Source organism: Shinella sp. CPCC 101442, assembly GCF_024704725.1.
Lineage (GTDB): Bacteria > Pseudomonadota > Alphaproteobacteria > Rhizobiales > Rhizobiaceae > Shinella.
Window position 1 is genome coordinate 23,096 of the sequence record NZ_JALIQS010000009.1, and the last position, 26,608, is coordinate 49,703.

24 protein-coding genes are annotated in these 26,608 nt (G+C 63.6%); 18 read left to right on the forward strand and 6 right to left on the reverse strand.

Features of this window, described 5'->3' with window-relative positions; all coding sequences use genetic code 11:
• Nucleotides 1–35: 35 nt before the first annotated feature.
• Nucleotides 36–809 carry an amino acid ABC transporter substrate-binding protein gene (locus MUO32_RS24690; RefSeq protein ID WP_257951028.1) on the reverse strand — a complete coding sequence of 258 codons (774 nt, stop codon included), beginning with the start codon at nt 807–809 and terminating at the stop codon, nt 36–38.
• Nucleotides 810–1,091: 282 nt separating this feature from the next.
• On the opposite strand from MUO32_RS24690, the gene MUO32_RS24695 reads away from it, so the two are divergent.
• From MUO32_RS24695 to MUO32_RS24715, 5 genes are all read left to right on the forward strand, one after another.
• Nucleotides 1,092–2,504, forward strand: coding sequence for a peptide ABC transporter substrate-binding protein (locus MUO32_RS24695; RefSeq protein ID WP_257951029.1), 1,413 nt, complete (start codon nt 1,092–1,094; stop codon nt 2,502–2,504).
• Nucleotides 2,505–2,563: 59 nt separating this feature from the next.
• Nucleotides 2,564–3,487, forward strand: coding sequence for an oligopeptide ABC transporter permease OppB (gene oppB, locus MUO32_RS24700; protein ID WP_257951030.1), 924 nt, complete (start codon nt 2,564–2,566; stop codon nt 3,485–3,487).
• Nucleotides 3,480–4,604 (forward strand): ABC transporter permease, encoded by a 1,125-nt coding sequence (locus tag MUO32_RS24705; RefSeq protein ID WP_257951031.1) that lies wholly within the window; start codon nt 3,480–3,482, stop codon nt 4,602–4,604. The genes oppB and MUO32_RS24705 overlap by 8 nt, the downstream gene beginning before the upstream one ends.
• Nucleotide 4,605: 1 nt before the next feature.
• Nucleotides 4,606–6,222, forward strand: a complete 1,617-nt coding sequence (locus MUO32_RS24710) for an ABC transporter ATP-binding protein (RefSeq protein WP_257951032.1) — start codon at nt 4,606–4,608, stop codon at nt 6,220–6,222.
• A 109-nt stretch (nt 6,223–6,331) separates the two neighbouring features.
• Nucleotides 6,332–7,474: a gluconeogenesis factor YvcK family protein gene (locus tag MUO32_RS24715; protein WP_257951033.1), complete on the forward strand. Its 1,143-nt coding sequence runs from the start codon at nt 6,332–6,334 to the stop codon at nt 7,472–7,474.
• Here the strand turns inward: MUO32_RS24715 and MUO32_RS24720 are convergent.
• A complete protein-coding gene (locus MUO32_RS24720; RefSeq protein WP_257951034.1) occupies nt 7,452–10,118 on the reverse strand; it encodes an EAL domain-containing protein in 2,667 nt (888 codons plus the stop codon). The two genes, MUO32_RS24715 and MUO32_RS24720, sit on opposite strands and share 23 nt — an antisense overlap.
• Before the next feature lie 200 nt (nt 10,119–10,318).
• On the opposite strand from MUO32_RS24720, the gene paaX reads away from it, so the two are divergent.
• The 11 genes from paaX (at nt 10,319) to MUO32_RS24775 (ending at nt 20,225) form a co-directional block, all read left to right on the forward strand.
• Nucleotides 10,319–11,212 carry a phenylacetic acid degradation operon negative regulatory protein PaaX gene (gene paaX, locus MUO32_RS24725; protein ID WP_257951035.1) on the forward strand — a complete coding sequence of 298 codons (894 nt, stop codon included), beginning with the start codon at nt 10,319–10,321 and terminating at the stop codon, nt 11,210–11,212.
• Nucleotides 11,213–11,392: 180 nt separating this feature from the next.
• On the forward strand, nt 11,393–12,598 hold the full coding sequence (pcaF, locus tag MUO32_RS24730; RefSeq protein WP_257951036.1) for a 3-oxoadipyl-CoA thiolase: 1,206 nt from the start codon (nt 11,393–11,395) through the stop codon (nt 12,596–12,598).
• Between the two features lie 24 nt (nt 12,599–12,622).
• Nucleotides 12,623–13,627 carry a 1,2-phenylacetyl-CoA epoxidase subunit PaaA gene (paaA, locus tag MUO32_RS24735; protein WP_257951037.1) on the forward strand — a complete coding sequence of 335 codons (1,005 nt, stop codon included), beginning with the start codon at nt 12,623–12,625 and terminating at the stop codon, nt 13,625–13,627.
• A 13-nt stretch (nt 13,628–13,640) separates the two neighbouring features.
• Nucleotides 13,641–13,925: a 1,2-phenylacetyl-CoA epoxidase subunit PaaB gene (paaB, locus tag MUO32_RS24740; RefSeq protein ID WP_069061017.1), complete on the forward strand. Its 285-nt coding sequence runs from the start codon at nt 13,641–13,643 to the stop codon at nt 13,923–13,925.
• Complete coding sequence (gene paaC / locus MUO32_RS24745; protein WP_374708719.1) at nt 13,925–14,707, forward strand: 1,2-phenylacetyl-CoA epoxidase subunit PaaC; 783 nt, start codon at nt 13,925–13,927, stop codon at nt 14,705–14,707. Before paaB ends, paaC begins: the two co-directional genes overlap by 1 nt.
• 9 nt (nt 14,708–14,716) lie before the next feature.
• Nucleotides 14,717–15,241 (forward strand): 1,2-phenylacetyl-CoA epoxidase subunit PaaD, encoded by a 525-nt coding sequence (gene paaD, locus MUO32_RS24750; RefSeq protein WP_257951039.1) that lies wholly within the window; start codon nt 14,717–14,719, stop codon nt 15,239–15,241.
• An 87-nt stretch (nt 15,242–15,328) separates the two neighbouring features.
• Nucleotides 15,329–16,405, forward strand: coding sequence for a 1,2-phenylacetyl-CoA epoxidase subunit PaaE (gene paaE, locus MUO32_RS24755; protein WP_257951040.1), 1,077 nt, complete (start codon nt 15,329–15,331; stop codon nt 16,403–16,405).
• Between the two features lie 12 nt (nt 16,406–16,417).
• Nucleotides 16,418–17,173 (forward strand): Phenylacetic acid catabolic protein, encoded by a 756-nt coding sequence (locus tag MUO32_RS24760; protein WP_069061021.1) that lies wholly within the window; start codon nt 16,418–16,420, stop codon nt 17,171–17,173.
• A gap of 12 nt (nt 17,174–17,185) precedes the next feature.
• Nucleotides 17,186–19,243 (forward strand): phenylacetic acid degradation bifunctional protein PaaZ, encoded by a 2,058-nt coding sequence (gene paaZ, locus MUO32_RS24765; RefSeq protein WP_257951041.1) that lies wholly within the window; start codon nt 17,186–17,188, stop codon nt 19,241–19,243.
• A gap of 4 nt (nt 19,244–19,247) precedes the next feature.
• Entirely contained in the window at nt 19,248–19,763 is a 516-nt protein-coding gene (locus MUO32_RS24770; protein WP_257951042.1) for an acyl-CoA thioesterase, read from the forward strand.
• 213 nt (nt 19,764–19,976) lie between these two features.
• A complete protein-coding gene (locus MUO32_RS24775) occupies nt 19,977–20,225 on the forward strand; it encodes a hypothetical protein (protein WP_257951043.1) in 249 nt (82 codons plus the stop codon).
• Between the two features lie 12 nt (nt 20,226–20,237).
• Here MUO32_RS24775 and MUO32_RS24780 read toward each other — a convergent pair whose 3' ends face one another.
• The 4 genes from MUO32_RS24780 to paaG form a co-directional block, all read right to left on the reverse strand.
• The gene (locus MUO32_RS24780; RefSeq protein WP_069061024.1) at nt 20,238–20,834 is read right to left on the reverse strand and encodes a TetR/AcrR family transcriptional regulator; all 597 of its coding nucleotides are present in this window, start codon (nt 20,832–20,834) and stop codon (nt 20,238–20,240) included.
• A 194-nt stretch (nt 20,835–21,028) separates the two neighbouring features.
• Nucleotides 21,029–22,339: a phenylacetate--CoA ligase PaaK gene (gene paaK, locus MUO32_RS24785; protein WP_257951044.1), complete on the reverse strand. Its 1,311-nt coding sequence runs from the start codon at nt 22,337–22,339 to the stop codon at nt 21,029–21,031.
• Between the two features lie 35 nt (nt 22,340–22,374).
• Nucleotides 22,375–22,815, reverse strand: coding sequence for a hydroxyphenylacetyl-CoA thioesterase PaaI (paaI, locus tag MUO32_RS24790; RefSeq protein WP_257951045.1), 441 nt, complete (start codon nt 22,813–22,815; stop codon nt 22,375–22,377).
• Entirely contained in the window at nt 22,812–23,600 is a 789-nt protein-coding gene (gene paaG / locus MUO32_RS24795; RefSeq protein WP_257951046.1) for a 2-(1,2-epoxy-1,2-dihydrophenyl)acetyl-CoA isomerase PaaG, read from the reverse strand. Before paaG ends, paaI begins: the two co-directional genes overlap by 4 nt.
• A gap of 101 nt (nt 23,601–23,701) precedes the next feature.
• On the opposite strand from paaG, the gene paaN reads away from it, so the two are divergent.
• Both paaN and MUO32_RS24805 read left to right on the forward strand, forming a co-directional pair.
• On the forward strand, nt 23,702–25,363 hold the full coding sequence (gene paaN, locus MUO32_RS24800; RefSeq protein ID WP_257951047.1) for a phenylacetic acid degradation protein PaaN: 1,662 nt from the start codon (nt 23,702–23,704) through the stop codon (nt 25,361–25,363).
• A gap of 49 nt (nt 25,364–25,412) precedes the next feature.
• Entirely contained in the window at nt 25,413–26,552 is a 1,140-nt protein-coding gene (locus MUO32_RS24805; RefSeq protein WP_257951048.1) for an ABC transporter substrate-binding protein, read from the forward strand.
• Nucleotides 26,553–26,608 lie beyond the last annotated feature (56 nt).

Here is a 26,608-nt window from a genome sequence, read left to right on the forward strand (position 1 = left end):
CAGGAACGGGCCGGCTAGAAGCAGCCCTTTCTTGATTACTTCGAGACGTCCTGACCGAAATACTTGTCCGAGATCGCCTGGTAGGTACCATCGGCCTTGATGTCGACGAGCGCCTTGTTGATCGCTTCCAGGAGTTCCGGCTCGCCCTTGCGGATGATCACGCCGGAATAGTCGGCGTTTTCCTGTTCGGCGGCAATCTTCACATTGGCGTCCGGCTTGTGCTTCTTGAAGTCGAGGAAGGACAGGCTGTCGTTGATCGTGGCGTCGGCGCGGCCGGTCAGCACGAGCTGGATCGACTGATCGAAACCATCGGTGCCGACGAGTTCGGCGCCGGCTTCCTGGGCAAGTTTACCGAAGTTGCTGGTCAGCGACTGGGCTGACTTCTTGCCCTTGAGATCGGCGAAACCCTTGATGCTGTCGTCGTCGCCACGAATGATCAACACGGCCTTGGACGCGATATAGGGTTCGGAGAAGTCGTATTTCTGCTTGCGGGCTTCCGTGATGCCGACCTGGTTGATCACGGCGTCGTAGCGGTTGGCGTCGAGGCCGGCGATCAGGCCGTCCCACTTGCCTTCGAGGAATTCGGCCTTGACGCCCAGCTTCTTGGCGATGGCCTCGCCGATCTCAACGTCGAAGCCGACCAGCTTGCCGTCGGTATCATGATAGGTGAAGGGGGCGTAGGTGCCTTCGGTGCCGATCTTCAGCGCGCCGGCCGACTGGATAGCGGCGAGGTTTTCACCGGCATGGGCCGGCGCGAGAATGGCGGCCTGGAGGGCGGCGGCTGCGGCGAGGGTCTTCAACCAGTTCATCTTGGGGCTCCGTTTCTGGCTCAGATGTTCGATTGCGCGATCAATCGCAGAAATCCCTGCAAAACGATGGGCAGAAAACTGCGAATTGTTTGGGCAAAAGCAAATATTTTTCTCACCTTTTGCCGAGATTAGACGTTGCAGGTGTGCGTTTGGGGCTGTTCGCGACCCTGCGCAAAGTTGGCATCCTGCCTGTGCATTTCCTGTTTTTCGGGTCTTGCCAACGGACAAAACAGCGACAATTGATTGTGCACCCAAAAAACAACAACGGGGAAGGACAACAAAATGGCAAACAAAATGATTGGCTTTCGTGCAGCATTTCTGGCCGGCGCGATCCTCATCGGCGCAAGCCCGGCGCTCGCCGAAGCGGTGCTTCACCGCGGTAATGCCGGCGAGCCGCAGACGCTCGACCAGGCGCATACCTCGATCAATATCGAGGAATTCATCCTCAAGGACCTCTATGAGGGTCTGACGATCTATGACGCCGCCGGTAAGATCGTGCCTGGTGCGGCCGAAAGCTGGACCGTCTCCGACGACGGCACGGTCTACACGTTCAAGCTGCGCGAAAACGCCAAGTGGTCGGACGGCTCGCCGGTGACGGCGGAAGACTTCGCCTTCTCCTTCACCCGCGTCGAAGACCCGAAGACGGCCGCCGGCTATGCCAACATCCTTTACCCGATCAAGAATGCCGAAAAGGTCAACAAGGGCGAAGTCGGCCTTGACCAGCTCGGCGTGAAGGCCGTCGATGCCAAGACGCTGGAAATCACGCTCGAGCGTCCCACCCCTTTCTTCATCGAGCTGCTGGCGCATCAGACGGCGCTGCCGGTCTCCAAGGCGAGCGTCGAGAAGAACGGCGCTGACTTCGTCAAGCCCGGCACGATGGTGTCGAACGGCGCTTTCAAACTCGTCAGCCACGTTCCCAACGACAACCTCGTCGTTGAGAAGAACGCCAGCTACTGGGATGCCGCAAACGTCAAGCTCGACAAGGTGGTCTTTTACCCGATCGACGACCAGGCTGCGTCCGTGCGCCGCTTCGAAGCGAAGGAAATGGATCTCGTCTACAACTTCTCCGCCGACCAGCTCGAGCGCCTGAAGAAGAGCTATGGCGACGAAGTGCATGTCTCGCCGGCGCTTGCCAACTACTACTATACGTTCGATACCCGGCAGGAACCCTATAGCGACGTGCGCGTGCGCCGGGCGCTCTCCATGGCGGTCGACCGCGATTTCCTGGCCAAGGAAATCTATAGCGGCTCGCAGGTGCCGGCCTATTCGATGGTGCCCCCGGGCCTGCCCGGCTATGAGCCGGGCTACGCCGATTTCGCGGGGATGTCGCAGCTCGACCGTGAGGACGAGGCGCTCAAGCTGATGAAGGAAGCCGGCTACGGCGAAGGCGGCAAGCCGCTGAAGATCGAGATCCGCTACAACACCAACCCGAACCACGAGCGCGTGGCCACCGCCGTGGCCGCCAAGTACAACAATCCCGAATACGACGCCCTCATGAAGACGTCGTATGAGGAGCGCGACCCGGCGGCCCGCGCAAAGATCCTTCACGATGCGGAAACGATTCTCATGAAGGAACAGCCGGTCGCGCCGTTCCTGATGCAGGCCGAACTCTGGCTCGTCTCGAACCGGATCAAGGGCTGGCAGGACAATGTGAACAACCAGCACCTGAGCCGCTTCCTCAGCGTTTCCGAGTGATCCGGCGTCGGTGCGCGGCCGCTTAGGGCCGCGCACCGCGTTTCTGGGGAGACCAGGTCATGTTCGCTTTCGTTCTACGGCGCTTTGTGAGCGCCGTGCCGACGCTGTTCATCGTCGTCACAATCTCATTCTTCCTGATGCGTTTTGCGCCCGGTGGCCCGTTCAACCTCGAACGACCGCTTCCGCCCGCCACGATGGAAAACCTGATGCGGGCCTATCATCTCGATCAGCCGCTCTGGCGCCAGTACCTCACCTATATGGGCAACGCGCTGACCGGCGATTTCGGTCCGAGCTACATCTACAAGGACAACACCGTGGCCGAGTTGATCGGCAAGGGCCTGCCCTATTCGATGGAGCTTGGCTTCTATGCGCTGCTGCTCGCGCTTGTCGGCGGGGTCATCGTCGGCACGATCGCAGCCCTCAGGCAAAACAGCGCGCTCGATTTCGCGGTCATGTCGGTGGCGACCGTCGGCGTCACGGTGCCGAATTTCGTGGTCGGCCCGGTGCTGACGCTGATTTTTGCCATCACGCTCGCCTGGCTGCCTGCCGGCGGCTGGGGGGACGGGTCGTTGCGCTTCCTCGTCCTGCCGATGATCGCGCTTGCTTTGCCGCAGCTTGCCGTCTTCGCTCGACTGACCCGTGGCTCGATGATCGAGGCGTTGCGCACCGACCATATCCGCACCGCCAGGGCCTATGGCCTGCCGGCGAGATCGGTGGTCGTGGTGCATGCCATGCGCGGCGCCATGCTCCCGATCGTCTCCTATCTCGCGCCCTGCGCGGCGGCGCTGCTTACCGGCTCGGCGGTTGTCGAGACGATCTTCACTATTCCCGGCGTCGGGCGCTATTTCGTGCTCGGCGCGATCAATCGCGACTATACGCTCGTCATGGGCACGGTCGTCCTGATCGCCATCTTCGTCATCGTGTTCAATCTGCTGGTCGACATTCTCTATGGCCTGCTCGATCCGAGGGTTCGCCATGACTGACGCTGCCATATCCTCCGCGCCCGAGGTGAAGGGACGCAGCCTCTTCCAGCTCGCCGTCATGCGCTTCCGGCGCAACCGGCCCGCCATGGCGGGTTCCGTCATGCTGGTGCTGATCGCCTGCTTCTCGTTCTTCGGGCCGTTCTTCATCAGCCATGGTTACGATCAGGTCTTCTCCTCCTACGTTACCATCCCGCCGAGCCTCGAGCCACGGCCGGGCGAGGACACGCTGGAGGATGCGATGAAGGGTGTCGCCACCCGCGCTCGCGTCGAGCTGCAGTCCTTTACCGTCGAGGGCGAGGCCTTCACGGCCGTGATTACCGCCAAGGACCCGATCGATCCGCGTGCCACGCGCTATTTCGACCGGGCCAACGAGTTCGACAAGACCGAAGTTGCGGCGACCGAGGACGAGGGCCGAAGGCTGACGCTGAAGGGCGTGGTCGACCGGGAGTATTTCCTGTTCGGCACCGATACCAACGGCCGCGACCTCATGGCGCGTGTCATGCTCGGCGGGCAGATTTCCATCGCTGTCGGCCTGCTCGCCAGCCTCGTCTCGCTCGGCATCGGCGTCACCTACGGGGCGATCTCCGGCTACATGGGCGGACGCATCGACAATGTGATGATGCGTTTCGTCGAAATCCTCTACTCGCTGCCCTTCGTCTTCCTCGTTGTGGTGCTCGTCGTGTTCTTCGGGCGCAGCTTCATCCTGATTTTCCTCGTCATTGGCGCGGTCGAATGGCTCGACATGGCCCGCATCGTGCGCGGCCAGACGCTGTCCTTGAAACGGCGGGAATTCATCGGCGCGGCGGAAGCGCTCGGCCTGACGGACTGGCAGATCATCCGCCGGCACGTTATCCCCAACACGATCGGCCCGGTCGTCATCTTCGTCACCGTCATCGTGCCGAAGGTGATCCTGCTCGAAAGCTTCCTCTCCTTCCTCGGCCTCGGCGTGCAGGCGCCGCTGACGAGCTGGGGTTCGCTGATCGCCGAAGGGGCCAACAATATCCAGTCGGCGCCCTGGCTGCTCGTCTTCCCCGCCATCTTCTTCGTCGTCACGCTCTTCTCGCTGAATTTCGTCGGCGATGGCCTGCGCGACGCGTTCGACCCGAAAGATCGCTGACATGGCAGGAACGCAAAACACCATGGAACCGATCCTCGCCGCGCGCGGCCTGACGGTTTCCTTCACGACGCCGGATGGCGACGTCCATGCGGTCAAAGGCATCGATCTCGATGTCCGTCTCGGTGAGACACTGGCGGTGGTCGGCGAATCCGGTTCCGGCAAGAGCCAGACCATGATGGGGATCATGGGTTTGCTCGCGAGCAATGGTCGGGTCTCGGGCTCGGCGAAGTATCGCGGGCAGGAGATGGTGGGCCTTCCGCCGAAAGCGCTCAACGAGATCCGCGGTGCGAAAATCACCATGATCTTCCAGGAGCCGATGACCTCGCTCGATCCGCTCTACCCTGTTGGCAAGCAGATCGCCGAGGTGATCGCGCATCATCGCGGCGGCTCGCAGAGAGAGGCGCGGCCGCGCGTGCTGGAACTCCTGAAACTCGTCGGCATTCCCGATCCGGAGCGTCGCATAGACAGCTATCCCCATGAAATGTCCGGCGGTCAGCGCCAGCGCGTCATGATCGCCATGGCGCTTGCCAATGAGCCGGATATCCTGATCGCCGACGAACCGACGACGGCGCTCGACGTGACCATACAGGCGCAGATCCTCAAACTTCTGCGCGACCTTCAAAAACGCTTCGATATGGCGATCGTGCTCATCACGCACGATCTTGGCATCGTCCGGCATTTCGCCGAGCGGGTCGTCGTCATGCGGCACGGCGCGGTGGTGGAGCAGGGGGCGACGGCCGATATCTTCGGCAATCCGCAGGCCGACTATACCCGCATGCTGATCGAGGCGGAGCCGCACGGCCGTAAGGCCGCACCGGCGGACGATGCACCAATCATCCTCGAAGGCCGCAATGTCGTCGTGGACTACAAGATCGACGGCGGCTTCCTGAAGGCGCGCGCCAGCACCTTCCGCGCTGTCGACAATGTCAGCATCAGCCTGCGCGAGGGGCAGACGATCGGCATCGTCGGCGAATCCGGTTCGGGCAAGTCGACGCTCGGGCGTGCGCTTCTTCGCCTCATCGCCAGCGAGGGTGTCTATCGCTTCGGCAAGACGGATATTTCCAGCCTCGACAGATCGGGCATGCGGCCGCTGCGGCGTAGCATGCAGGTCGTCTTCCAGGACCCCTACGGCTCTCTTTCGCCCCGTCAGACCGTCGGTGAGATCATTACCGAGGGACTTTATGTGCACGAACCGCAGCTTTCGCGCACCGAGCGTGACAAGCGGGCGATCGAGGCGCTGACGGAGGTCGGGCTGGATCCTGCGGCGCGCAACCGTTATCCGCACGAATTTTCAGGCGGCCAGCGGCAGCGCATTGCGATTGCGCGGGCGATGATCCTGAAGCCCCAGGCCGTGATCCTCGATGAGCCGACCTCGGCGCTCGACCGCTCCGTTCAGGGCCAGGTGATCGAGCTTCTGCGCGATCTCCAGTCCCGCCACGGCCTCTCCTATGTCTTCATCAGCCACGACCTTTCGGTCGTGCGCGCCATGTCCGACTACGTTGTGGTCATGAAGGACGGCAGGATCGTGGAGGAAGGGTCAACGGACGCGATCTTCAGCGCGCCGAAGGCGGACTATACCAAGGCGCTGATCGGTGCGGCCTACAATATCGGTCCCTGACATCGGCGTTTTCGCGTTGCGCCGCACCGCGAAAACGCCCTAATTCTATCGGCAGATCCACGCCGGAAACCGCACCCGCGCTTTCCGGAGTTTGTGCCTGGGAGACTGCATGGCCGCCGACCGCTTGCCGCATATCGTGCTCTTTTCCGGCGGCACGGCCTGCCGTTCGACCAATCTGGCGTTCTGCGCCAAGCCGGTGCGGCTCACCCGCATCGTTCCCGCCTGGGACAGCGGCGGCAGTTCCAAGGTGATCCGCGAAAGCCTCGATGTGCTCGGCGTCGGCGATATCCGCCAGGCGCTGATGACCATGGCGCATGGCGAGGGCCGGGCGGGGGATGTGGTGAAGGTCTGCAACGCGCGCCTCACCAGCAGCAGCGAGGCGGACGCGTACACCGAATTCGCCCTTTATGCCGAAGGTCGCCATCCGCTGCTCGAACGCATGGAGCCGGGTCTGCGCGGTGCGATCCTGAATTATCTGCGCACCTTCCGTGCCGCGACCGGCGCGGATTTCGATTTTCGCAACGGCAGCATCGGAAATTTCATCCTTACCGGTGCGCATCTCGCCCATAACAGCGATATCAACACCGCCATCTTCGTCTTCCGCAAGCTTTGCGATATCGCCGGGCATGTCTGGCCCTCGACGGCGGAAAGCAGCGTCGGTCTCTCGGCCGTGCTGAACGACGGCACGGCTATCTCCGGACAGCACCGGATCACCGCGCTTGGCGAGGAGCAGGGCAGGATCGGCATTCGCGAGATTGCACTCTCCGCAGCGGCGGGGGCATCGGTCGCAGCCAACGAGGCGGTGATCGAGAGCCTGGAAAGTGCCGATGTCGTGGTCTTCGGACCGGGCAGTTTCTACACCAGCGTGTTGCCGCATCTCCTTGTCGACGGCGTCGTGCCGGCCATCGCGCGCAATGTGCACGCGCGGCGCGTCTTCATCGGCAACATCCTGCAATGCCGCGAGACGCGCGGCCTGGACGTTGCGCAGCTGCTTCAGGCTGCGGCCGCCGTCTGGCGGGAGCGCGGCGGGGTGGACGTCCGCCCTTTCACCCATGTCCTGGCGAACCGCCAGGTGCTGCCCTTCGAAAAGACCGTCGGCGCGTTTGCGTATCTCGCCAATGGGGCGCTGGAGGAGGCTTGCGCCCGCATCGGCGCGGAGGCGGTGATCGGGGAATTCGAGGATCCCTGGCAGCGCGGCCAGCACGACGGCAGCGCGGTCGCCGATATCCTCAGCTCGCTTTTGCCGGCGTGACCTTTGCGCCCGGCATCCAGCCGCGCGCCTTGGCGAAAGCGAGGAAGTCGTCGGCCGCCATGGGCCGCGCAAGGGCATAGCCCTGCAAGGTATGGCAGCCGAGGCTGCGCAGCAGCGCGGCATGATCAAGCGTCTCGACGCCCTCGGCGACCGTCTCGATGCCTCGCACCTTGCCGATGTCGATGATCGAGCGCACGAGGCTCTGCTGGGAGGTCGATTCCAGCAGCGGCTGCACCAGCCGGCGGTCGATCTTCAGGCGCTTGGGCGACAATTCCAGAAGGCTGACGATCGAGGCATGGCCTGTGCCGAAATCGTCGATCTCGATGTCGATTCCGAGTGCCTTGATCTCCTCGATCGCCTGACGCAACCCGTCATCCGCGGTATCGAAGGAGATCGACTCCAGAAGTTCGAAGGTCAGTGAACCCGGACGGATGTTCATCGCCCTGAGCTTGTCGATCAGGCCTTCATCGCGCAGGCGCTGGCAGGAGACGTTGACGGAGACGCGCGGAATGCCGAGACCCTGGCCTTCCCAGCGCATCGCTTGGAACAGCGCCTGGTCGAGAATCGTCTCGTCGATCCGGGCGACGACATTGAGGCTTTCCGCGACGGGCAGGAAAACATCGGGCGCGACGAAGCCGCGCGTCGGGTGCTGCCAGCGCGCCAGCGCTTCAACGCCGACGATCTCCAGCGTCTCGGCATCGAACTGCGGCTGGAAAAAGGGATGGAATTCACCACGTTCGAGCCCGCGCAGGATATCGTCGCTGAGGCGCTTGATCTCCACCGTGCGCAGGCGCAGCTCGTCGTTGAAGGCCTCGACCCGGTTGCGCCCGCGACGCTTCGCTTCGTAGAGCGCGATATCGGCATTGACGAGAAGCTGCTCGGGGGATTCGTCCGCATCGTTGCGCGTGGCGATGCCGATGCTCGCGCCGATGCGACAGTCATGGCCTTCGATGACCATCGGCTCGCTGATGGCCTCGATGAGGCGGGCGGAAAGGCCGGTGAAATCGGCGTCCGAGGGATCGCGGCGCGACAGCAGCACGAATTCGTCGCCGCCGATGCGGGCGATGAAGTCTTCCAGCGGAATATGGGCGCGCAGCACGCCGGCGGCATGTTTCAGGACCTCGTCGCCGGCGGCGTGGCCAAGCGTGTCGTTGATATCCTTGAAGCGGTCGAGGTCGATGTGGAGCAGGGTCAGCGGGCGGCCGTCGCCATTGCCGGAGAGCGCCAGCTGCTGGTCGAGAAAGCGGCGGTTCGGCAGGCGGGTCAGGGCGTCATGCAGCGAATTGTGCTCCATCACGAGGCGCGCCTCTTCAAGCGCGCGGTTCTGCGCCTCGGCCGTGAGCTTCGCCTCGAGCAGTTCGGCCTGCAGGAGCGTATCTTCCGTTACGTCCCAATTGGCGCCGACGATGCGCTTGGTGCCCGACGAAGCGTGATAGGTCATGCCGTGGGCGCGGATATGGCGGATGCCGCCATCGCGCCCGATGACGCGGAATTCGGTGATGTAGGGTTTTTCGCTTGCGATGGCTGTCGCGAAGACGCGCTCGGCATCTTCGATGTCGTCGGGATGGAGCGCCGCGCGCCAATCGTCGTAACCGCAGATCGGCTGGTCCGGCGGCACGTTGTAAAGCGTGCGCATGCGCGTATCCCACGAGAGAGCCGTGGTCTCGCTGTCATATTCCCAGACCCCCACCCTGGAGGCATCCAGTGCGAGCTGCAGGCGCTGCGAGACGGTTTCGAGCCGGTCTTCGCGGTCCTGCAATGCGAGGATGTGCCGATGGCGGTCCTTCATCAGGTAACCGACCCAGAACATTGGCGCGACGATGATAGTGGCAAGGAGGGCCAGACCGCCGCGGAAGATTCCGAGGTCGGCCGAGGGCTGATGCCACCCTTTCAGCGGCGCTGCCGACATGGTCCAGACCTCGTGGCCGATGTCGATGGTCATGACAACGGGGTCGGCATCGACGGTATTGGGCGTCGCGAAGAATGTTCTTGCCTCGCCGCCGTCATGCGGTTTGCTGGAAAGCGAGGCGGCTATCGTGAGATCGTCGCTGAAGCCGCTGCTGGCCAGAAGTCTGTCGAGGTTGATGACGGCAGATGCGATGCCGAAGAAGGCATTGTCCTTGCCGGCATGGATCGGATAGCGCGCGATGACGCCGCGGCCGCCCTGAACCAAATCGATCGGGCCGGTGACGATCATCCGGTCCAGTTCCTGCACCTGGAGTGCGGCAGCGCGCTGAAGCTCGTTCTTGCGGTAATCGAGGCCGAGGCTGCGTTCGTTGCCCTTCTTCGGATAGACGAGGGTAACGACGAAATCGGGGGCGATAGCGAGGCTGCGAAGCTGGTTGTCCTCGCCAAAGATGCGGCCGGCAAGGTCGGCGAAGCGATCGCTCGACATGTCCGGCTCGGTCGACAGCGTTGCGACGAGCCCCTGCACCAGCTTGACGTTGCCGAGAATGTTGCCTTCCAGACGCGAGCGCAGCAGGCCGAGTTGCTCGGTGGTGGAGGAGCGCAGATACTCTTCCTCCAGCCGGCGCTTCTGGGCATCGGCGAGCATGACGGCGATGAGAACCGCGAATGCGACCACGATGGCGGGGATATAGTAGCCCAGCCCCCGAAAGGAAAATTGCGCATTCCGGTCGTTCATTGCGGTCAGTTCGTCTCCGTGTGCTTGCGCCGCCGTCAGGCATACCTTCGGCGTTTCCGGACGATGGCAGACGCTACTTAATATTTGCTGACGAGGTGGTTATCGGTTCCGGAAGGTTCTGGTAGCACTTGTCGTCGGGGCTTTCCGTCTTCGTCCGTTCGCGCTAGTCCTCGGCGCAAAGGCAGTGGGAGGGGGCAGGCGTGCCGTCGGAACAGGACAGGCCAGAAAGCGCGTTCGGCGCGCTGATCAAGGCGATCATCGAGGAGAGCCCGCTGAAGGCGGCCGGCTTCATCGTCACCATCTATGGCGACGTGGTGGAGCCGCGCGGCGGTGTGGTCTGGACCGGCAACCTCATCGATACCTGCGCCGATGTCGGCATCAGCGAAACACTGGTGCGCACCGCCGTCTCGCGTCTTGTCGCCGCCGGGCAGGTGTCGGGCGAGCGTGAGGGGCGCCGCAGCTTTTATCGGCTGGCAGCGCCGGCGCGTACCGAATTTGCCGCCGCTGCCCGCATGCTCTTCGGCCCGCCGGAAGTGGCCGACTGGCATTTCGTGCAGTTGACGGGAGCGGCACCGGACGAGGCGATGCAGGCTCTGGAGCGCGCCGGACATGCGCGACTGGGGCCAAGGCTTGCCGTCGGCGCACGACCCATGCCGTCCTTGAAACAGCCGGCCGTGCTCTTCCGGGCGGAGGTTGTGAGCGGCGAAGGCGACCTTGGCGCCTTTGCGGCCGATCACTGGAACCTTGCACAGCATGCGGATGCCTATCGCGGCTTCATCCAAAGGTTCGGGCGGCTTGCCGATCTGCTCGGTGGCGGCGTGCGGCTGGCGGCGGCCGAAAGCCTCGCCGCCCGGCTGGTGCTGGTGCACCAGTTTCGCCTCGTCGTGCTGCGCGATCCGCGCCTGCCGCAGGCGGCATTGCCGGCCGACTGGCCGGGCGAAGAGGCGCGGCGGCTTTTCAACGATCTCTACCTTCGTCTTTCGCCCGAGGCGGATCTGCATGTCGCCCGCCATTTCGTGACGGCGGATGGTGCGCTGCCGGAGGCGAGCGAGGCGACGCTGCGTCGTCTTTCGCTGTTGCGCGACGCCATCTGAGGCACTTTTCACACGGAAAAACGCAGTTTGTGCTATGATATCGGCTGCTGAAATGAAACATCACAGAATATGGAGAAAAGGCCATTGATTTGTGACGTGTTGGGTGGTAAATAACCAACCGATCGGTCGGCGAATGTTTCGGGAGAGGCGAGCCGGCCTTGGGTACAGGGAGGAAACCGCGTGTCCGAAGCCTTTATCTGCGATGCTGTCCGTACGCCCATCGGCCGTTATGGTGGCCTGTTGTCGTCGGTCCGCGCCGACGATCTGGCGGCCCTGCCGCTTTCGGGCCTGATGGCACGCAATCCCGGCGTCGACTGGTCGAAGGTCGATGATCTCATCTATGGCTGCGCCAACCAGGCCGGCGAGGACAACCGCAATGTCGGCCGCATGGCCGTGCTGCTGTCCGGCCTTCCCGTTTCCATTCCCGCCACCACCGTCAACCGCCTCTGTGGCTCCGGCATGGACGCCGTCGGCATGGCTGCCCGCGCCATCCGTGCCGGCGACTGTGACTTCGTCATCGCCGGTGGTGTCGAAAGCATGAGCCGGGCGCCTTTCGTCATGCCGAAGGCCGACAGTGCCTTCTCCCGTTCGAATGCCGTCTATGACACGACGATCGGCTGGCGTTTCGTCAATCCGAAGATGAAGAAGGCCTTTGGCGTCGATTCCATGCCGGAGACTGCCGACAACGTCGCCGCGGACTTTGCCGTCAGCCGCGAAGATCAGGATGCCTTTGCCGCCCGCAGTCAGGCCCGCTGGGCCGCCGCGCACGACGCGGGCGTCTTCGCCGATGAGATCGTGCCGGTCCATGTGCCGCAGAAGAAGGGCGATCCGCTGGTCATCGACCGCGACGAACATCCGCGTCCCGGCACGACGGCCGAGCAGCTCGGCAAGCTCAAGGGTGTCAATGGCCCCGACCTTTCCGTCACCGCCGGCAATGCCTCAGGCGTCAATGATGGCGCAGCCGCATTGATCATCGCCAGCGAAGCAACCGCGAGGGCGCAGGGCCTGACGCCGAAAGCGCGTGTCGTCGCCATGGCGGCGGCTGGTCTTGCGCCGCGTATCATGGGCTTCGGTCCCGCGCCGGCCGTGCGCCGTGTGCTGGAGCGCGCGGGCCTGTCGCTTAACCAGATGGATGTCATCGAACTCAACGAGGCCTTCGCGTCGCAGGCGCTCGCCGTGCTGCGCGATCTCGGCCTGCCGGACGATGCCCCGCATGTGAACCCGAACGGCGGTGCCATCGCCATCGGCCACCCGCTCGGCATGAGCGGTGCCCGTCTCGTTACCACCGCGACCTATCAGCTTCACCGCCAGGGCGGGCGTTATGCACTCTGTACCATGTGCATCGGCGTCGGCCAGGGCATCGCCATCATTCTCGAGCGCGTCTGACGCGCATAGCCTGAGGAGAAGACCATGTATGCCCAGATGGTAAAGACTGATGCGGCCCGCGTCCGGTCCCTCGACGAGATGGATCCCGTGGAGCGCGCCTTCCAGGAACGCGTCGACGCCGGCCAGAAGATCGAGCCGAAGGAGTGGATGCCGGAAGGCTATCGCAAGACGCTCGTGCGCCAGATCAGCCAGCACGCCCACTCGGAAATCGTTGGCCAGCTGCCGGAAGGCAACTGGATTTCCCGCGCGCCGACCCTTGAAAGGAAGGCGATCCTGCTTGCCAAGGTGCAGGACGAGGCCGGCCACGGCCTCTACCTGTACTGTGCCGCCGAAACGCTCGGCATCAGCCGCGACCAGATGTACGAACAGCTGCATTCCGGCAAGGCCAAATATTCCTCGATCTTCAACTATCCGACGCTGACCTGGGCCGATATCGGCGCGATCGGTTGGCTGGTCGATGGCGCGGCGATCATGAATCAGGTGCCGTTGCAGCGCTGTTCCTACGGCCCCTATGCGCGGGCCATGGTGCGCATCTGCAAGGAAGAGAGTTTTCACCAGCGCCAGGGTTATGATGCCCTGATGTGCATGGTGAAGGGCACGCCGGCGCAAAAGGCCATGGTGCAGGATGCGTTGAACCGCTGGTGGTGGCCGTCCTTGATGATGTTCGGCCCCTCGGACGATGCCTCCGTGCACTCGGCTCAGTCGATGGCCTGGAAGATCAAGCAGAATTCCAACGACGAGCTGCGCCAGAAGTTCGTCGACCAGACCGTGCCGCAGGCGAAATACCTCGGCCTCACCGTGCCGGACCCGGACCTTAAGTGGAACGAGGAGAAGGGCGGCCACGATTTCGGCGAGCCGGACTGGGAAGAGTTCTTCAACGTGATCGCCGGCAACGGTCCCTGCAATGCGGAACGTCTCGAGGCCCGCAAGAAGGCCTGGAATGACGGCGCCTGGTTCCGCGACGGCCTGACGGCGCATGCCGAAAAGGCCGCCGACCGCCGCGCTGCCGCAAAAATCGCCGCCGAGTAAGGGAGAGAGCACGATGTCCAGCGAATGGCCGCTTTGGGAAGTTTTCATCCGGGGTCAGCATGGCCTCAACCATCGCCACGTCGGCAGCCTGCACGCGCCAGATGCCGAAATGGCGATCAACAATGCCCGCGACGTCTATACGCGCCGCAACGAGGGCGTCAGCATCTGGGTGGTGCGGTCTTCCGAGATCACCGCCAGTGCCCCCTCGGAAAAGGGCCCGCTGTTCGACCCGTCGAATTCCAAGGTCTACCGTCACCCGACCTTCTTCGACATTCCGGATGAAGTGGGGCACATGTGATGGCGACCGCGGCACTTGAAACGGCGGTCGATCAGGCCGCGCTTCTCGAATTCCTGCTGCGCATCGGCGACAATGCGCTGATCCTCGGTCACCGCGTCTCGGAATGGTGCGGCCATTCGCCGGCATTGGAGGAGGATATCGCGCTTGCCAACACCGCGCTCGACCTGATCGGCCAGACGCAGCTCTGGCTAGGCCTTGCCGGCGAGGTGGAGGGCAAGGGCCGTTCGGCGGACGATCTCGCCTACCTGCGCGACGGCTACGACTTCCGCAACATCCTGCTGGTCGAGCGCCCGAACGGCGATTTCGGCAAGACGCTGATGCGGCAGTTTCTGTTCGATGCCTGGCACTATCTGCTCTTGAAGGCGCTGAAAGGCTCGACGGAGACGCGTATCGCGGAGATCGCGGAAAAGGCCTTCAAAGAGGTCTCCTACCATCTCGACCGCAGCCGTGATCTCGTCATTCGTCTCGGCGACGGCACGGCCGAAAGCCACCGCCGCATGCAGGAGGCGCTGGACGATCTCTGGCCCTATACCGGCGAGATGTTCGCCGCCGACGCGGTGGATGCGGCACTCGTGGAAGCCGGGATCATTCCGGAACCGCAGAGCCTCAAGGCCGGCTGGGACGAGATTGTAGCCGAGGCGCTGGCCGAAGGCACACTGAAGAAGTCCGCCGACGGCTACATGCACAAGGGCGGCCGGCGCGGCGTGCACACCGAGCATCTCGGCTTCATCCTGTCCGAGATGCAGTTCCTCCAGCGCGCCTATCCGGGCGCTACCTGGTAGGAGGCGGTCATGGACCCGGCGCTCCGTCCCTCGCTCGATGAGGTCTGGCACTGGCTGGCTGAAGTGCCGGATCCGGAAATTCCGGTGATCTCGCTCACCGACCTCGGCATCATCCGTAATGTCGCCTGGCGCGACGATACGCTGGTGGTGACGGTGACGCCGACCTATTCCGGCTGTCCCGCCACCACGATCATCAATCTCGATATCGAGACGGCGCTCGCGGAAAAGGGGCTTTCCAAGGTGAAGCTGGAACGCCAGCTCTCGCCCGCCTGGACGACGGACTGGATCAGCGCCGAGGGCCGCGAGAAGCTGCGCGACTACGGCATCGCCCCGCCGATCGACGGCACGGCCGCCGATGGCGTGCTGATGAAACGCGTCGACCGGCTTTCGGGCCGCTCGAACCTGACCATCGCCTGTCCGCGCTGCGGATCGACGAATACCGAGAAGATCAGCCAGTTCGGCTCGACGCCCTGCAAGGCGAGTTACCGCTGTACCAACTGCCTGGAACCGTTCGACTACTTCAAGTGCATCTGACCACCAGAGCTTTTTGTTTTTACGCAATTCTGAACGCAAGACGCTCAAGCACTTTTGCTGGAATTGCTCTATGGAAAGGGCCTACGCATGGCACGTTTTCATCCCCTGACCGTAACCGATGTTCGCCGCGAGACGCGCGATGCGGTCGTGGTCACGCTCCGGCCGTCCGACGAGGACCGGGCCGTCTTCGATTTCACGCAAGGCCAGTACCTGACCTTCCGCCGCAAGTTCGAGGACGAGGAACTGCGCCGCTCCTATTCGATCTGCGCCGGCAAGGATGAGGGTGTCTTGAAGGTCGGCATCAAGCGCATCGATGGCGGCTGCTTTTCCACCTGGGTCAACGAGAACCTGAAGGCCGGCGACACGCTGGAAGCCATGCCGCCGATGGGCGCCTTCTTCACGGCGCTGGAGCCTGAAACGGCCAAACACTATCTCGGCTTTGCCGGCGGCAGCGGCATCACACCGGTGCTGTCTATCATAAAGACGGTGCTGTCGCGCGAGCCCCGCGCCCGCTTCACACTGGTCTATGCCAACCGACAGATCAGCTCGATCATGTTCCGCGAGGAGCTGGAGGATCTGAAGAACGTCTATCTCGGCCGTCTCTCCGTGCTGCATGTGCTGGAGAGCGAGGCGCAGGATATCGACCTCTTCACCGGTCGCATCGATGGCGCGAAATGCGCAGCACTCTTTAAAAACTGGATCGATCCGAAGTCGGTGACAACAGCCTTCATCTGCGGCCCGGAGCCGATGATGCTGGCGATTGCCGCCGCGCTTCGCGAGCACGGCCTTCGCGACGACCAGATCAAGTTCGAACTCTTTGCCTCTTCGCAGCCCGGCCGGGCGCGGCGCAAGGTGGAGCAGGTCAACGGTGCCGATCATGCTGCAGCCTGCGAGGCGACCGTCACGCTCGATGGCGCGACCCGCACCTTCAAGTTTCCCAAGCACGGCCAGAGCCTGCTCGATGCCGCGCTCGAAAATGCCATGGACGCGCCTTATGCCTGCAAGGCCGGTGTCTGCTCCACCTGCCGCGCCAAGGTTCTGGAAGGCGAGGTCGAGATGGAGACCAACCATGCGCTGGAAGATTACGAGGTGCGCCAGGGTTATGTGCTGACCTGCCAGTGCTACCCGCTCACCGACCGCATCGTCGTCAGCTACGACCAGTAAGGGGAACTTGCCATGTCCGATACGATGCCGATCGAGGATTATCTGGCGCAAGGCGGCGTGCTGTCGTCGCCGGCCAATGTGCCGCCGCGTTATCGCGGCGAGTTGCTGCGCCTGATGGCGAGTTTCGTCGACAGCGAGCTGGCCGGTTCCGCCGGCTTTGCCGATACGATCAACGATGCGCCGGGCATTCAGGAGCGCATCTCCGCCGCCCGCATCGTGCTGGAAAAGGCCGACCATGCCGGCAAGGTGCTCAGGGTGATGGAAACCTTTGGTGCGGATGGTGGGCGCTACGCCGTGCATCATCCCTGGGCCGAGCGGCTTTCCCGCGAAGCGGATATCGGCGCGGCGCGGCAGGGCGGCGACATGCGTCTGTCCGTCTTCCATTATCCGCTGCAAGGCTGGGTCGATGCCGTGGTCATGAACGTGCTGATGGGCCGGGCGAGCGTCGTGCAGTTGAAAGAACTGTCGCGGGTCTCCTACCAGCCGCTCGCCGAGGTTTTTCGCGCCATCCTGCCGCGCGAGACGCGTCATGCGGAACTCGGCCTCGCCGGCCTCATCCAGATCGTCGATGATGCGGAAGGCCGCGCAAAGGCCAAGGCCTCCGTTGCTTACTGGTATCCGCGCGTCGCCGCTAGTTTCGGCCATTCCGGCTCGGCCCGCTTCGAGACGCAGTCGCGCTTCGGCCTGCGGCACACACCCAACGAGACCCTGCTTGCCGAATGGCGGGCGGAGGTCGATGCGCAGCTTTCCGCGCTCGGATTGAACTGAGAGGATACTGAGATGAACGTCATGGCAAACCGGCCGCGCCGGCTCGAAAGCTATGTCGGCGGCCAGTGGGTCCCCGGTGCGAAGGAAGGCGTGCCGCTGCTCGACGCTTCCACGGGTGCCCCAGTCGCCTTCATCGATTCCACCGGCGTGGATTTCAAGGCAGCGCTCGCCTACGGCCGCGAAAAGGGTGGCCCGGCGCTGCGCCGCCTGTCCTTCCATGAACGCGCTGCCATGCTGAAGGCGCTCGGTCAGGCCCTGATGGAGCGCAAGGAAGAGTTTTACGCGCTTTCGACCGCGACCGGCGCCACCCGCGCCGACAGCTGGGTCGACATCGAAGGCGGTATCGGCACGCTTCTGTCCTATGCTTCCAAGGGCCGGCGCGAATTGCCGAACACCCGCGTGCTGCTCGATGGCGATGTGGAGCTGCTTTCCAAGGACGGCACCTTTTCCGCGCAGCATATCCTGAGCCCGTTGCAGGGCGTTGCCGTCCACATCAACGCCTTCAACTTTCCCTGCTGGGGCATGCTGGAGAAGCTGGCACCGACGCTGCTCGCCGGTGTGCCTGCCATCGTCAAGCCGGCGAGCCAGACGGCCTATCTCACCGAACTCATGGTCCGCCGCATCGTCGAGACCGGTATTTTGCCCGACGGCGCATTGCAGCTCGTCTGCGGCTCGGTTGGTGACATGCTCGACCATGTCGAAGGACAGGATGCCGTGACCTTCACCGGCTCGGCCTCGACCGGCCAGCGCCTCAAGACGCACAAGGCGATCGTCGAAAACTCCGTGCGCTTCACCATGGAGGCCGACAGCCTCAATGCTGCCGTGCTTGGCCTCGATGCCGCACCCGGCACCGAAGAATTCGACCTCTTCGTCAAGGAAGTCGCCCGCGAAATGACGGTGAAGGCCGGCCAGAAATGCACCGCGATCCGCCGCGTCATCGCACCGCGCGACTTCAGCGAAGCGCTGATCGAGAGCCTGCGCGCCCGTCTCGGCAAGACGGCGATCGGCAATCCGGCCGACGAAGCCGTCCGCATGGGCCCGCTCGCCAGCCTCGACCAGCGCGAGGAGGTTCGCGCCCGCATCCGCGATCTTTCCGCGGATGCCGAAATCGTCGCCGGCGATCCGGACATAGCAAATATCCTGTCTGGCGATGCTGCGGCAGGCGCCTTCCTCAATCCGGTGCTGCTCTATTGCGACAAGCCGGGTTCGGCCCGCGCGGTGCACGATGTCGAGGCTTTTGGCCCGGTCAGCACCGTCATGCCCTATGACACCGCGGAAGAAGCGGTGGACCTCGCCCGCCGCGGCAAGGGCAGCCTTGTTGCCTCTGTCTTCACCAATGATCCAGGCTTTGCCGAAGAGGTCGTGCTGGGTCTTGCGCCGTTCCACGGCCGCGTGATGATCGGCAATCGCGTCAGTGCCAAGTCTTCCACTGGCCACGGTTCGCCGTTGCCGGGCCTCGTGCACGGTGGTCCCGGCCGCGCCGGCGGGGGCGAGGAACTGGGCGGCATGCGCGGCGTCAAACATTACATGCAGCGCACCGCCATCCAGGGTGCGCCGACGCTGCTTTCCGCCGTTACCGGCCGTTGGTTGCAGGGCGCGGAAGCACGGGCGGGCGGCGAGCATCCGTTCCGCAAGTCGCTGGCCGAACTCAAGATCGGCGACCAGCTGATCACCGCGACGCGCACCGTGACGCTCGACGATATCGAGCATTTCGCCAACTTCACCGGCGACACCTTCTACGCCCATATGGACGAGGAAGCCGCCAAGGCGAACCCGTTCTTCGACGGGCGCGTGGCGCATGGCTATCTCATCGTGTCGTTTGCCGCCGGCCTCTTCGTCGATCCGGCGCCGGGTCCGGTCCTCGCCAATTACGGCGTCGACAATCTACGCTTCCTGACACCGGTCAATCCGGGTGATACGTTGAAGGTGCAGCTCACCTGCAAGGAGATCAACCCACGGGCCAATGCCGAACACGGCGAGGTGCGCTGGGATTGCAACGTGACGAACCAGCTAGGCGCCACCGTCGCGCAATACGATGTTCTGACGATGGTGGCCAAAACGAGAGAGTGACCGCATGACGCCGATGGAGCAGGACCCGCGCCGCCTGGATATGACCGTCTTGATGACGCCCGACATGGCGAATTTTTCCGGAAAGGTCCATGGCGGCGCGCTGCTCAACCTGCTCGACCGCGTCGCCTTCTCCTGCGCCTCGCGCTACTCGCAGCAATATGCGGTAACGCTTTCGGTCGACCAGGTGATGTTCAAGGAGCCGATCAACGTCGGTGAACTCGTCACCTTCCGCGCTTCGATCAACCATACGGGGCGAACCTCCATGGAGGTCGGCATCCGGGTCGAGGCGGAGAACATCCGCTCAGGCCACCGCCGGCATACCAACTCCTGTTACTTCACGATGGTCGCCGTCGACGAGGCCGGAAGGCCGGTGCGGGTGCCGGAACTGGAGCCGAAGAGCACGGTTGATATCCGGCGCTACAAGGCAGCCGAGCTTCGCCGCACGCTCCGGCGTGAATTCGCCGAACGGCTGGAGTCGGTTGCAGCGACCGGCAAGGATGTGGAGAGGGATGGCGAGTAGAACGCTCCAGGCCGGGACCTCAGTGCGAGGGCAACGATCAGGTCGCAAGTATTGGCCATGCAATGGATTTTCGTTGCTGTGCCGTGACGCGAGACCCGACCGTCAATGATGCGCAGGGGGCTACGCAACGAGATCCATCGCGGCTGATTTTGGCCGCTTTGACGACTCCGTCGGCGCGGTGTAATCTGATCGCCTTCGTCCGGAGCATCGGCCATGCATATTGGAGTGCTCATAACCGGTCTGGCTTTGGCCCTGATCCCCACCCTGGCGGATGCCCACAACTGCAAATGCCGAAATCGCGGTGTCATGTTCGAACTCGGGCAGACGTCCTGCCTGCGGGTCGATGGCGGTTCCTACCTCGCGCGTTGCGAGATGAAGCTCAATGTCTCGTCCTGGACCAGGATCCAGGACGGTTGCCCGGTGACGGAGCGTACGCTGCCGCGGCCGACACGCGTCAATTAGAATGCGTAAGTCTTAGCTTACTGCCTTCACGCCCTCAAGGATCAGCGTCGTCGCAATATCCGCATATTCGTCTCGCGTGATCGGCCCGTTCGGGCGGAACCACATGTACACCCAGTTCATCATGCCGAAGAGCGACATGGTGACGGGCATCAGGAGTGGGCGGTCCTTGTTGAGGTCCGGGTTGATGTCGCGGATGACGCCGGAGAAGCGTTTGACGATCTGCCGCTCGATCGCCTGCAATTCGGCAAGCTGTGGCTCGGAGAGCGCGCTGGTGCCGTTGAGCTGCACCTTGTGCTCGTTGTCGCGGCCCTCGTAGTTCGCCAGCACCGCCTTCACCAGCAACCGCAATCGCTCCTGTGGGGTGACGTCGGTGCGGTCGGCGGCCTCGATCGCTTCTTCCAGTTCCGACAGGTGCGTTCGCACGATGTCGAAGATCAGGGCGTCCTTGCTGGGATAATAGTGGTAGAGCAGGGCCTTGGAGACATTGCTGTGCGAGGCGATCAGCGACATGGAGGCCTTCTCCATGCCCATCTCGGCGAAGACCGCCGCGGCACTCGATAGAATGCCTCGCTGTTTTTCCTCGAAATCCACTGCGCGCGTGCGTGCCATGTCGTCCTGCTCTGCTCATTCGGGCTGCGGCTGCGCGGAAGGGCGGCCGCCCTCCCTATACACAGTCAAGCCGGTGCCGGGCTAGAGTCTCTCCGTTCGTCCTGTAGCAACGGAGAGACTCTGGCTCTTTGTTTCTTCACAATTCCGGACGCAAAACCGCTCCGCACTTTTGCGGGAATGTTCTGTCCGGCGTTTCATTCTTTCGGGCGGTTGTCGACCACCCGCTTTGCCTTGCCTTCCGAGCGGGCGACGCCGCCCGGCTCATGCACGGTAATCTTGGTGGAGACCCCCACGATGCTCTTGATGTGGTGGGCAAGCTCCTTCGCCGACCCCGCACGTGCGCCCTCGTCGGTCGCCTCCAGCGTACATTCGACATGCACCGTCATGTTGTCCATACGACCGGCGCGCGTCAGCTCGATCTGGAAATGCGGTGCAAGCCCGCGACATTTCAGGATCTGCTCCTCGATCTGCGTCGGGAAGACGTTGACGCCGCGCAGGATCATCATGTCGTCGGAGCGGCCGGTGATCTTTTCCATGCGGCGCATGGAGCGGGCGGTGCCGGGCAAGAGACGCGTCAGGTCGCGCGTTCGGTAGCGGATGATCGGCAGGCCTTCCTTGGTGAGCGTGGTGAAGACCAGTTCACCGATCTCGCCATCCGGCAGCACCGCGCCCGTGTCGGGGTCGATGATTTCAGGGTAGAAATGATCTTCCCAGATGTGCAGGCCGTCCTTCGTCTCGACGCATTCGTTCGCGACGCCCGGGCCCATGACTTCAGACAGGCCATAGATATCGACGGCGTGCATGTCGAAGGCCTGTTCGATTTCCTCGCGCATGGCGTTCGTCCAGGGTTCGGCGCCAAAAATGCCGACCGCCAGCGAACTTTCGCGCGGGTCGATGCCATGGCGGCGGAACTCGTCGAGGATGGAGAGCATGTAGGACGGCGTCACCATGATGATGCGCGGCTTGAAATCCTGCATCAGGGTGACCTGGCGCTCGGTCATGCCGCCGGAGATCGGCACCACGGTGCAGCCGAGCTTTTCGGCGCCGTAATGCGCGCCAAGCCCGCCGGTGAACAGGCCGTAGCCATAGGCGACATGCACGATATCACCGGCCCGGCCGCCCGAGGCGCGGATCGAGCGGGCGACGACGGTCGCCCAGGTGTCGATGTCCTTGGCCGTGTAACCGACGACGGTCGGCTTGCCTGTCGTGCCAGAGGAGGCGTGGATGCGGGCAAGCTTTTCGCGGGGTACGGCGAACATGCCGAAGGGATAGGTGTCGCGCAGGTCCTTCTTGGTGGTGAAGGGGAATTTCGCGAGGTCCGACAATGTCTTCAGGTCGGAGGGGTGCACGCCGGCCTCGTCGAAGCGCTGGCGATAGAAGGGAGAATTCTCGTAGGCGTGGGTCAGCGACCACTTCATGCGCTGAAGCTGCAGCGCGGAAATCTCGTCGCGCGACGCCGTCTCGATGGCTTCGAGGTCGCCGGGGCGGGGGGACAGGTCTTCCATGAAATTCTCCTCCAAGAATGTGGGGATGATCTGCCTCACTCCGGCAGGTGCGTACCCTTGACTGTTCGCGAGTGGCCACGGAACTCCGCGACGTGCTCGCCCTCCTGATTGCTGATGCGGATATCGTAGATGCCGCCGCGTCCGCGGCGCGACACTTCACGCGCCGTCGCGGTCAGTTTCTCGCCCCTGAAGGCCGGTGCAATGAAAGTCACCGAACAGTGCTGGGCGACGGTGCGCTGATTGTAGGTGTTGCAGGCAAACGCAAAGGCCGAATCCGCCAGCGTGAACATATAGCCGCCGTGACAGGTGCCGTGGCCGTTCGTCATGCTGTCTGCGATCGTCATGGTGATCGTCGCTTCACCGGGGGCGACGGAGACAAGCTCCATGCCGAGATGGCGGGTGGCATTGTCGTCGTCCCACATGGCCTTGGCGCAGGCTTCGGCCAGCGCCTGGGGGGAAAGGCTGGCGGCGCTCATTTGCCTTTGAACTCCGGCTTGCGCTTTTCGAGGAAGGCGGAGACGCCCTCGGCATAGTCGGCGCTGCGGCCGGCCTCGCGTTGCAGGTCGCGTTCGAGGTCGAGTTGCTGGTCCAGCGAATTGGTGGCGGCGGCCTGGATGGCGCGCTTCGTCATGCCGAGGCCGCGGGTCGGGCCGGCGGCGAGGCGGATGGCGAGTGCGGTCGCCTCGTCCATCAGCGCGTCGTCGTCGACGGCGCGCCAGATCAGGCCCCAGTCGGCCGCGGTTTCGGCACCGAGCGGTTCGGCGGTCAGCGTCAGTGCCTTGGCGCGGGCCTCGCCGATCAGTCGCGGCAGGCTCCAGGTGCCGCCGGAATCCGGCACGAGGCCGATCTTGGCAAAAGCCTGGATGAAGCGGGCGGAGCGGGCGGCAAGCGTGATGTCGCAGGCAAAGGCGATATTGGCGCCGGCGCCGGCGGCAACACCGTTGACGGCGCAGATCACCGGCTTTTCCAGGCTGCGGATCAGGCGGAGCAGCGGGTTGTAGTAGGTTTCGATCGTATGGCCGAGGTCCGGCACACCCTTCTTGGGGTCGCGGTCGCCGAGATCCTGCCCCGCGCAAAAACCGCGGCCGGCGCCGGTGAGCAGCACGGCGCGGACGGTCTCGTCCGCATGCGCCCGCTCGAAACCGGCGCGTAGTGCCAGGTGCATCTCTTCATTGAAGGCGTTGAGCTTGTCCGGGCGATTCAGCGTGAGGCTCAGAACGCCATCGGCAAGCGCCGACAGAATGGTGTCGGATGTGGACATTTTTCCTCCCTGTCGCCCTTCCCAGCGGCGACCGTAAAAAAACTCTTGCATAAACCGAACGGCCGGTCAATTATAAATTCACTGACTGGGAGGAGCCAGAGATGACCGAACTTTTCGAGCGCCATCGCCCGTCGCTGGACGCGGCTTTGCAAGCGGCCGCCAAGCGCGACTTCTGGTCCGCCTATCCTGAAGTACCAAGCGGCAAGATCTATGGCGAGACCGCCAAGGACGACGGGCTCGCTGCCTACAAGGCGCGGCTCGGCAAGGCCTTCGCTCTCGCCGATCATCCGGCGGAGAGTTCCGTGGGTGCGGAAGTGTCACCTTACGGATCATCTCTCGGCATCACCTATCCAGCGGCCTCCGTCGACATGCTGATCACGGCTTCCCGTGCCGCCGCTCCGCAATGGGCCGCGGCCTCGCTGGAGGTGCGCACCGGCATCTGTCTCGAAATCCTCGCCCGCCTCAATGCCCGCAGTTTCGAAATGGCCAATGCGGTCATGCACACGACGGGCCAGTCTTTCGCCATGGCCTTCCAGGCTGGCGGCCCGCATGCGCAGGATCGCGGCCTCGAAGCCGTCACCTACGCCTATGCCGAGATGATCCGTACGCCGGCCAAGGCGATCTGGACGAAGCCGCAGGGCAGGGGCGAGCCGATCGTCATGGAAAAACACTGGCGCGCCGTGCCGCGCGGCGTTTCGCTGGCCATCGGCTGCAACACCTTCCCGACCTGGAACAGCTATCCGGGCCTCTTTGCCAGCCTTGCCACCGGCAACACCGTTATCGTCAAGCCGCATCCAGCCGCCATTCTGCCGCTCGCCATCACCGTCGAGATTGCTAGGCAGGTGCTGGTGGAAGAGGGCTTTGCCGCCGATATCGTGCTGCTCGCCGCTGATGCGCCCGGTTCCGAAATCACCAAGGATCTCGTACAGCATCCGGCTGTCGCCATCATCGACTATACCGGCTCCAACACGTTCGGAAGTTGGGTGCGTGAAAACGCCGGCGGGGCCGACGTCTATACGGAAGAGGCCGGCGTCAACTCCATCGTCATCAGCGCCACCGACGATTTTGCCGGCATGTGCAGCAACATCGCCTTCTCGCTGTCGCTCTATTCCGGCCAGATGTGCACCGCCCCGCAGGATATCTTTGTCTCGCGCAACGGCATCGAGACAAACGAGGGCCACAAGAGTTTTGACGCGGTCGCTGCCGGCATCGCCGCGGCCGTCGACGGCCTGCTCGCCGACCCGGCCCGTGCGGCCGGTGTCTGCGGCGCCATTGCCAATCCGGCGACACTCGCGCGCATCGCGACGGTCCGTTCGCACGGCCGCATCGTGCGCGACTCCGCACCGGTCGAGGGCCTCGACGACGCGCGCACGGCAACGCCGTTGATCCTCGCCGTCGACGCTGCGGATAGCGAGGCCTATGCGGAAGAACGTTTCGGCCCCATCGCCTTCATCGTCGCGGTCGATGACGCCGCCGATGGCGTAGACCGCGCCGCCGAGCTCGCCGAGCGCAAGGGTGCGATCACCGCTGCCCTCTACGCCACCGACGAGGCGCAGATCCTTGCCGCAGCCGACCGGTTCGCCACGGCTGGCGTCAATCTTTCGGTCAACCTGACCGGCGGCATCTACGTCAATCAGAGTGCTGCCTTCAGCGATTTCCACGTCACCGGTGCGAACCCGGCAGGCAATGCCAGCCTGACGGATGCGGCTTTCGTCGCGAACCGGTTCCGCGTGGTGATGTGGCGCCGCCCCGTGGCGGCGTAAGAGGAGTTTTCGCTTTAAACCTTTGTCTTTGTTGGGAGGAGAAACCGACATGAAATTTGCGCTCACCACCACCGCACTTGCCCTGATCCTGGGCCTTGCTGCGCCCGCCTTCGCCGATATCAAGATCGGTGCGACCATTTCCGAAACCGGCCCCGCCTCCTTCCTTGGCGATCCGGAAGCCAAGACGCTGAAGCTGTTGGTCGAAGAGATCAATGCGGCCGGCGGCGTCAACGGCGAGAAGCTGGAACTCGTCATCTATGACGACGGCGGCGACCCGAACAAGGCGCGCACCTTCGCGACCCGCCTTGTGGAGGACGACGAAGTCGTCGCCGTGATCGGCGGCACGACGACCGGCACCTCCATGGCGATCATCCCGGTCTTCGAGGATGCGGAAGTCCCCTTCATCTCGCTGGCCGGCGCCATCGAGATCATCGATCCGGTAAAGCCCTACACCTTCAAGACGCCGCACACCGACCGCATGGCCTGTGCGAAGATCTTTGAAGACATGAAGAAGAACGCCATCACCAAGATCGGCATGATCTCCGGTTCCGACGGTTTTGGCGCTTCCATGCACAAGCAATGCCTTTCGATCGTCGGCGACTACGGCATCGAGGTGCTGGCCGACGAGACCTATGGTCCGACCGACGCCGACATGACGCCGCAGCTCACCAACATCAAGGGCAAGGAGGGCATCCAGGCCGTGCTGAACCCCGGCTTCGGTCAGGGCCCGGCGATCGTCACCCGCAACTACGCCCAGCTCGCCGTCGGCCTGCCGCTCTACCAGTCGCATGGCGTTGCCTCGGATGGTTTCATCGAGCTTGCCGGCGCGGAAGCCGCGGAAGGTGTTCGCCTGCCGGGTACGGCGCTGCTCGTGGCAAAGCTCCTTCCGGAAAGCGACCCGCAGCGCGCTGTCGTCACGGCTTACAAGGACGCCTACGAGAAGGCGACCGGCAAGCCGGTCTCGACCTTCGGCGGTTATGCCCATGATGCGCTTCGCATTCTTGTCGATGCCATCAAGCGGGCGGGGAGCGCCGAGCCGTCGGCAATCCGCGATGCGATCGAAGGCACGAAGGGTCTCGTCGGCACAACAGGCACCGTCACCATGACGGCCGAGGATCACCTCGGTCTCGATCTCTCGGCCTTCCGCATGCTGCAGATCGAAAAAGGCGGCTGGAAGATCGTCGAGTAATCGAAGCCGCCGGCCCACGCCCTTACGGCGCGGGCCGGCGCATACCGTCGTGCGCG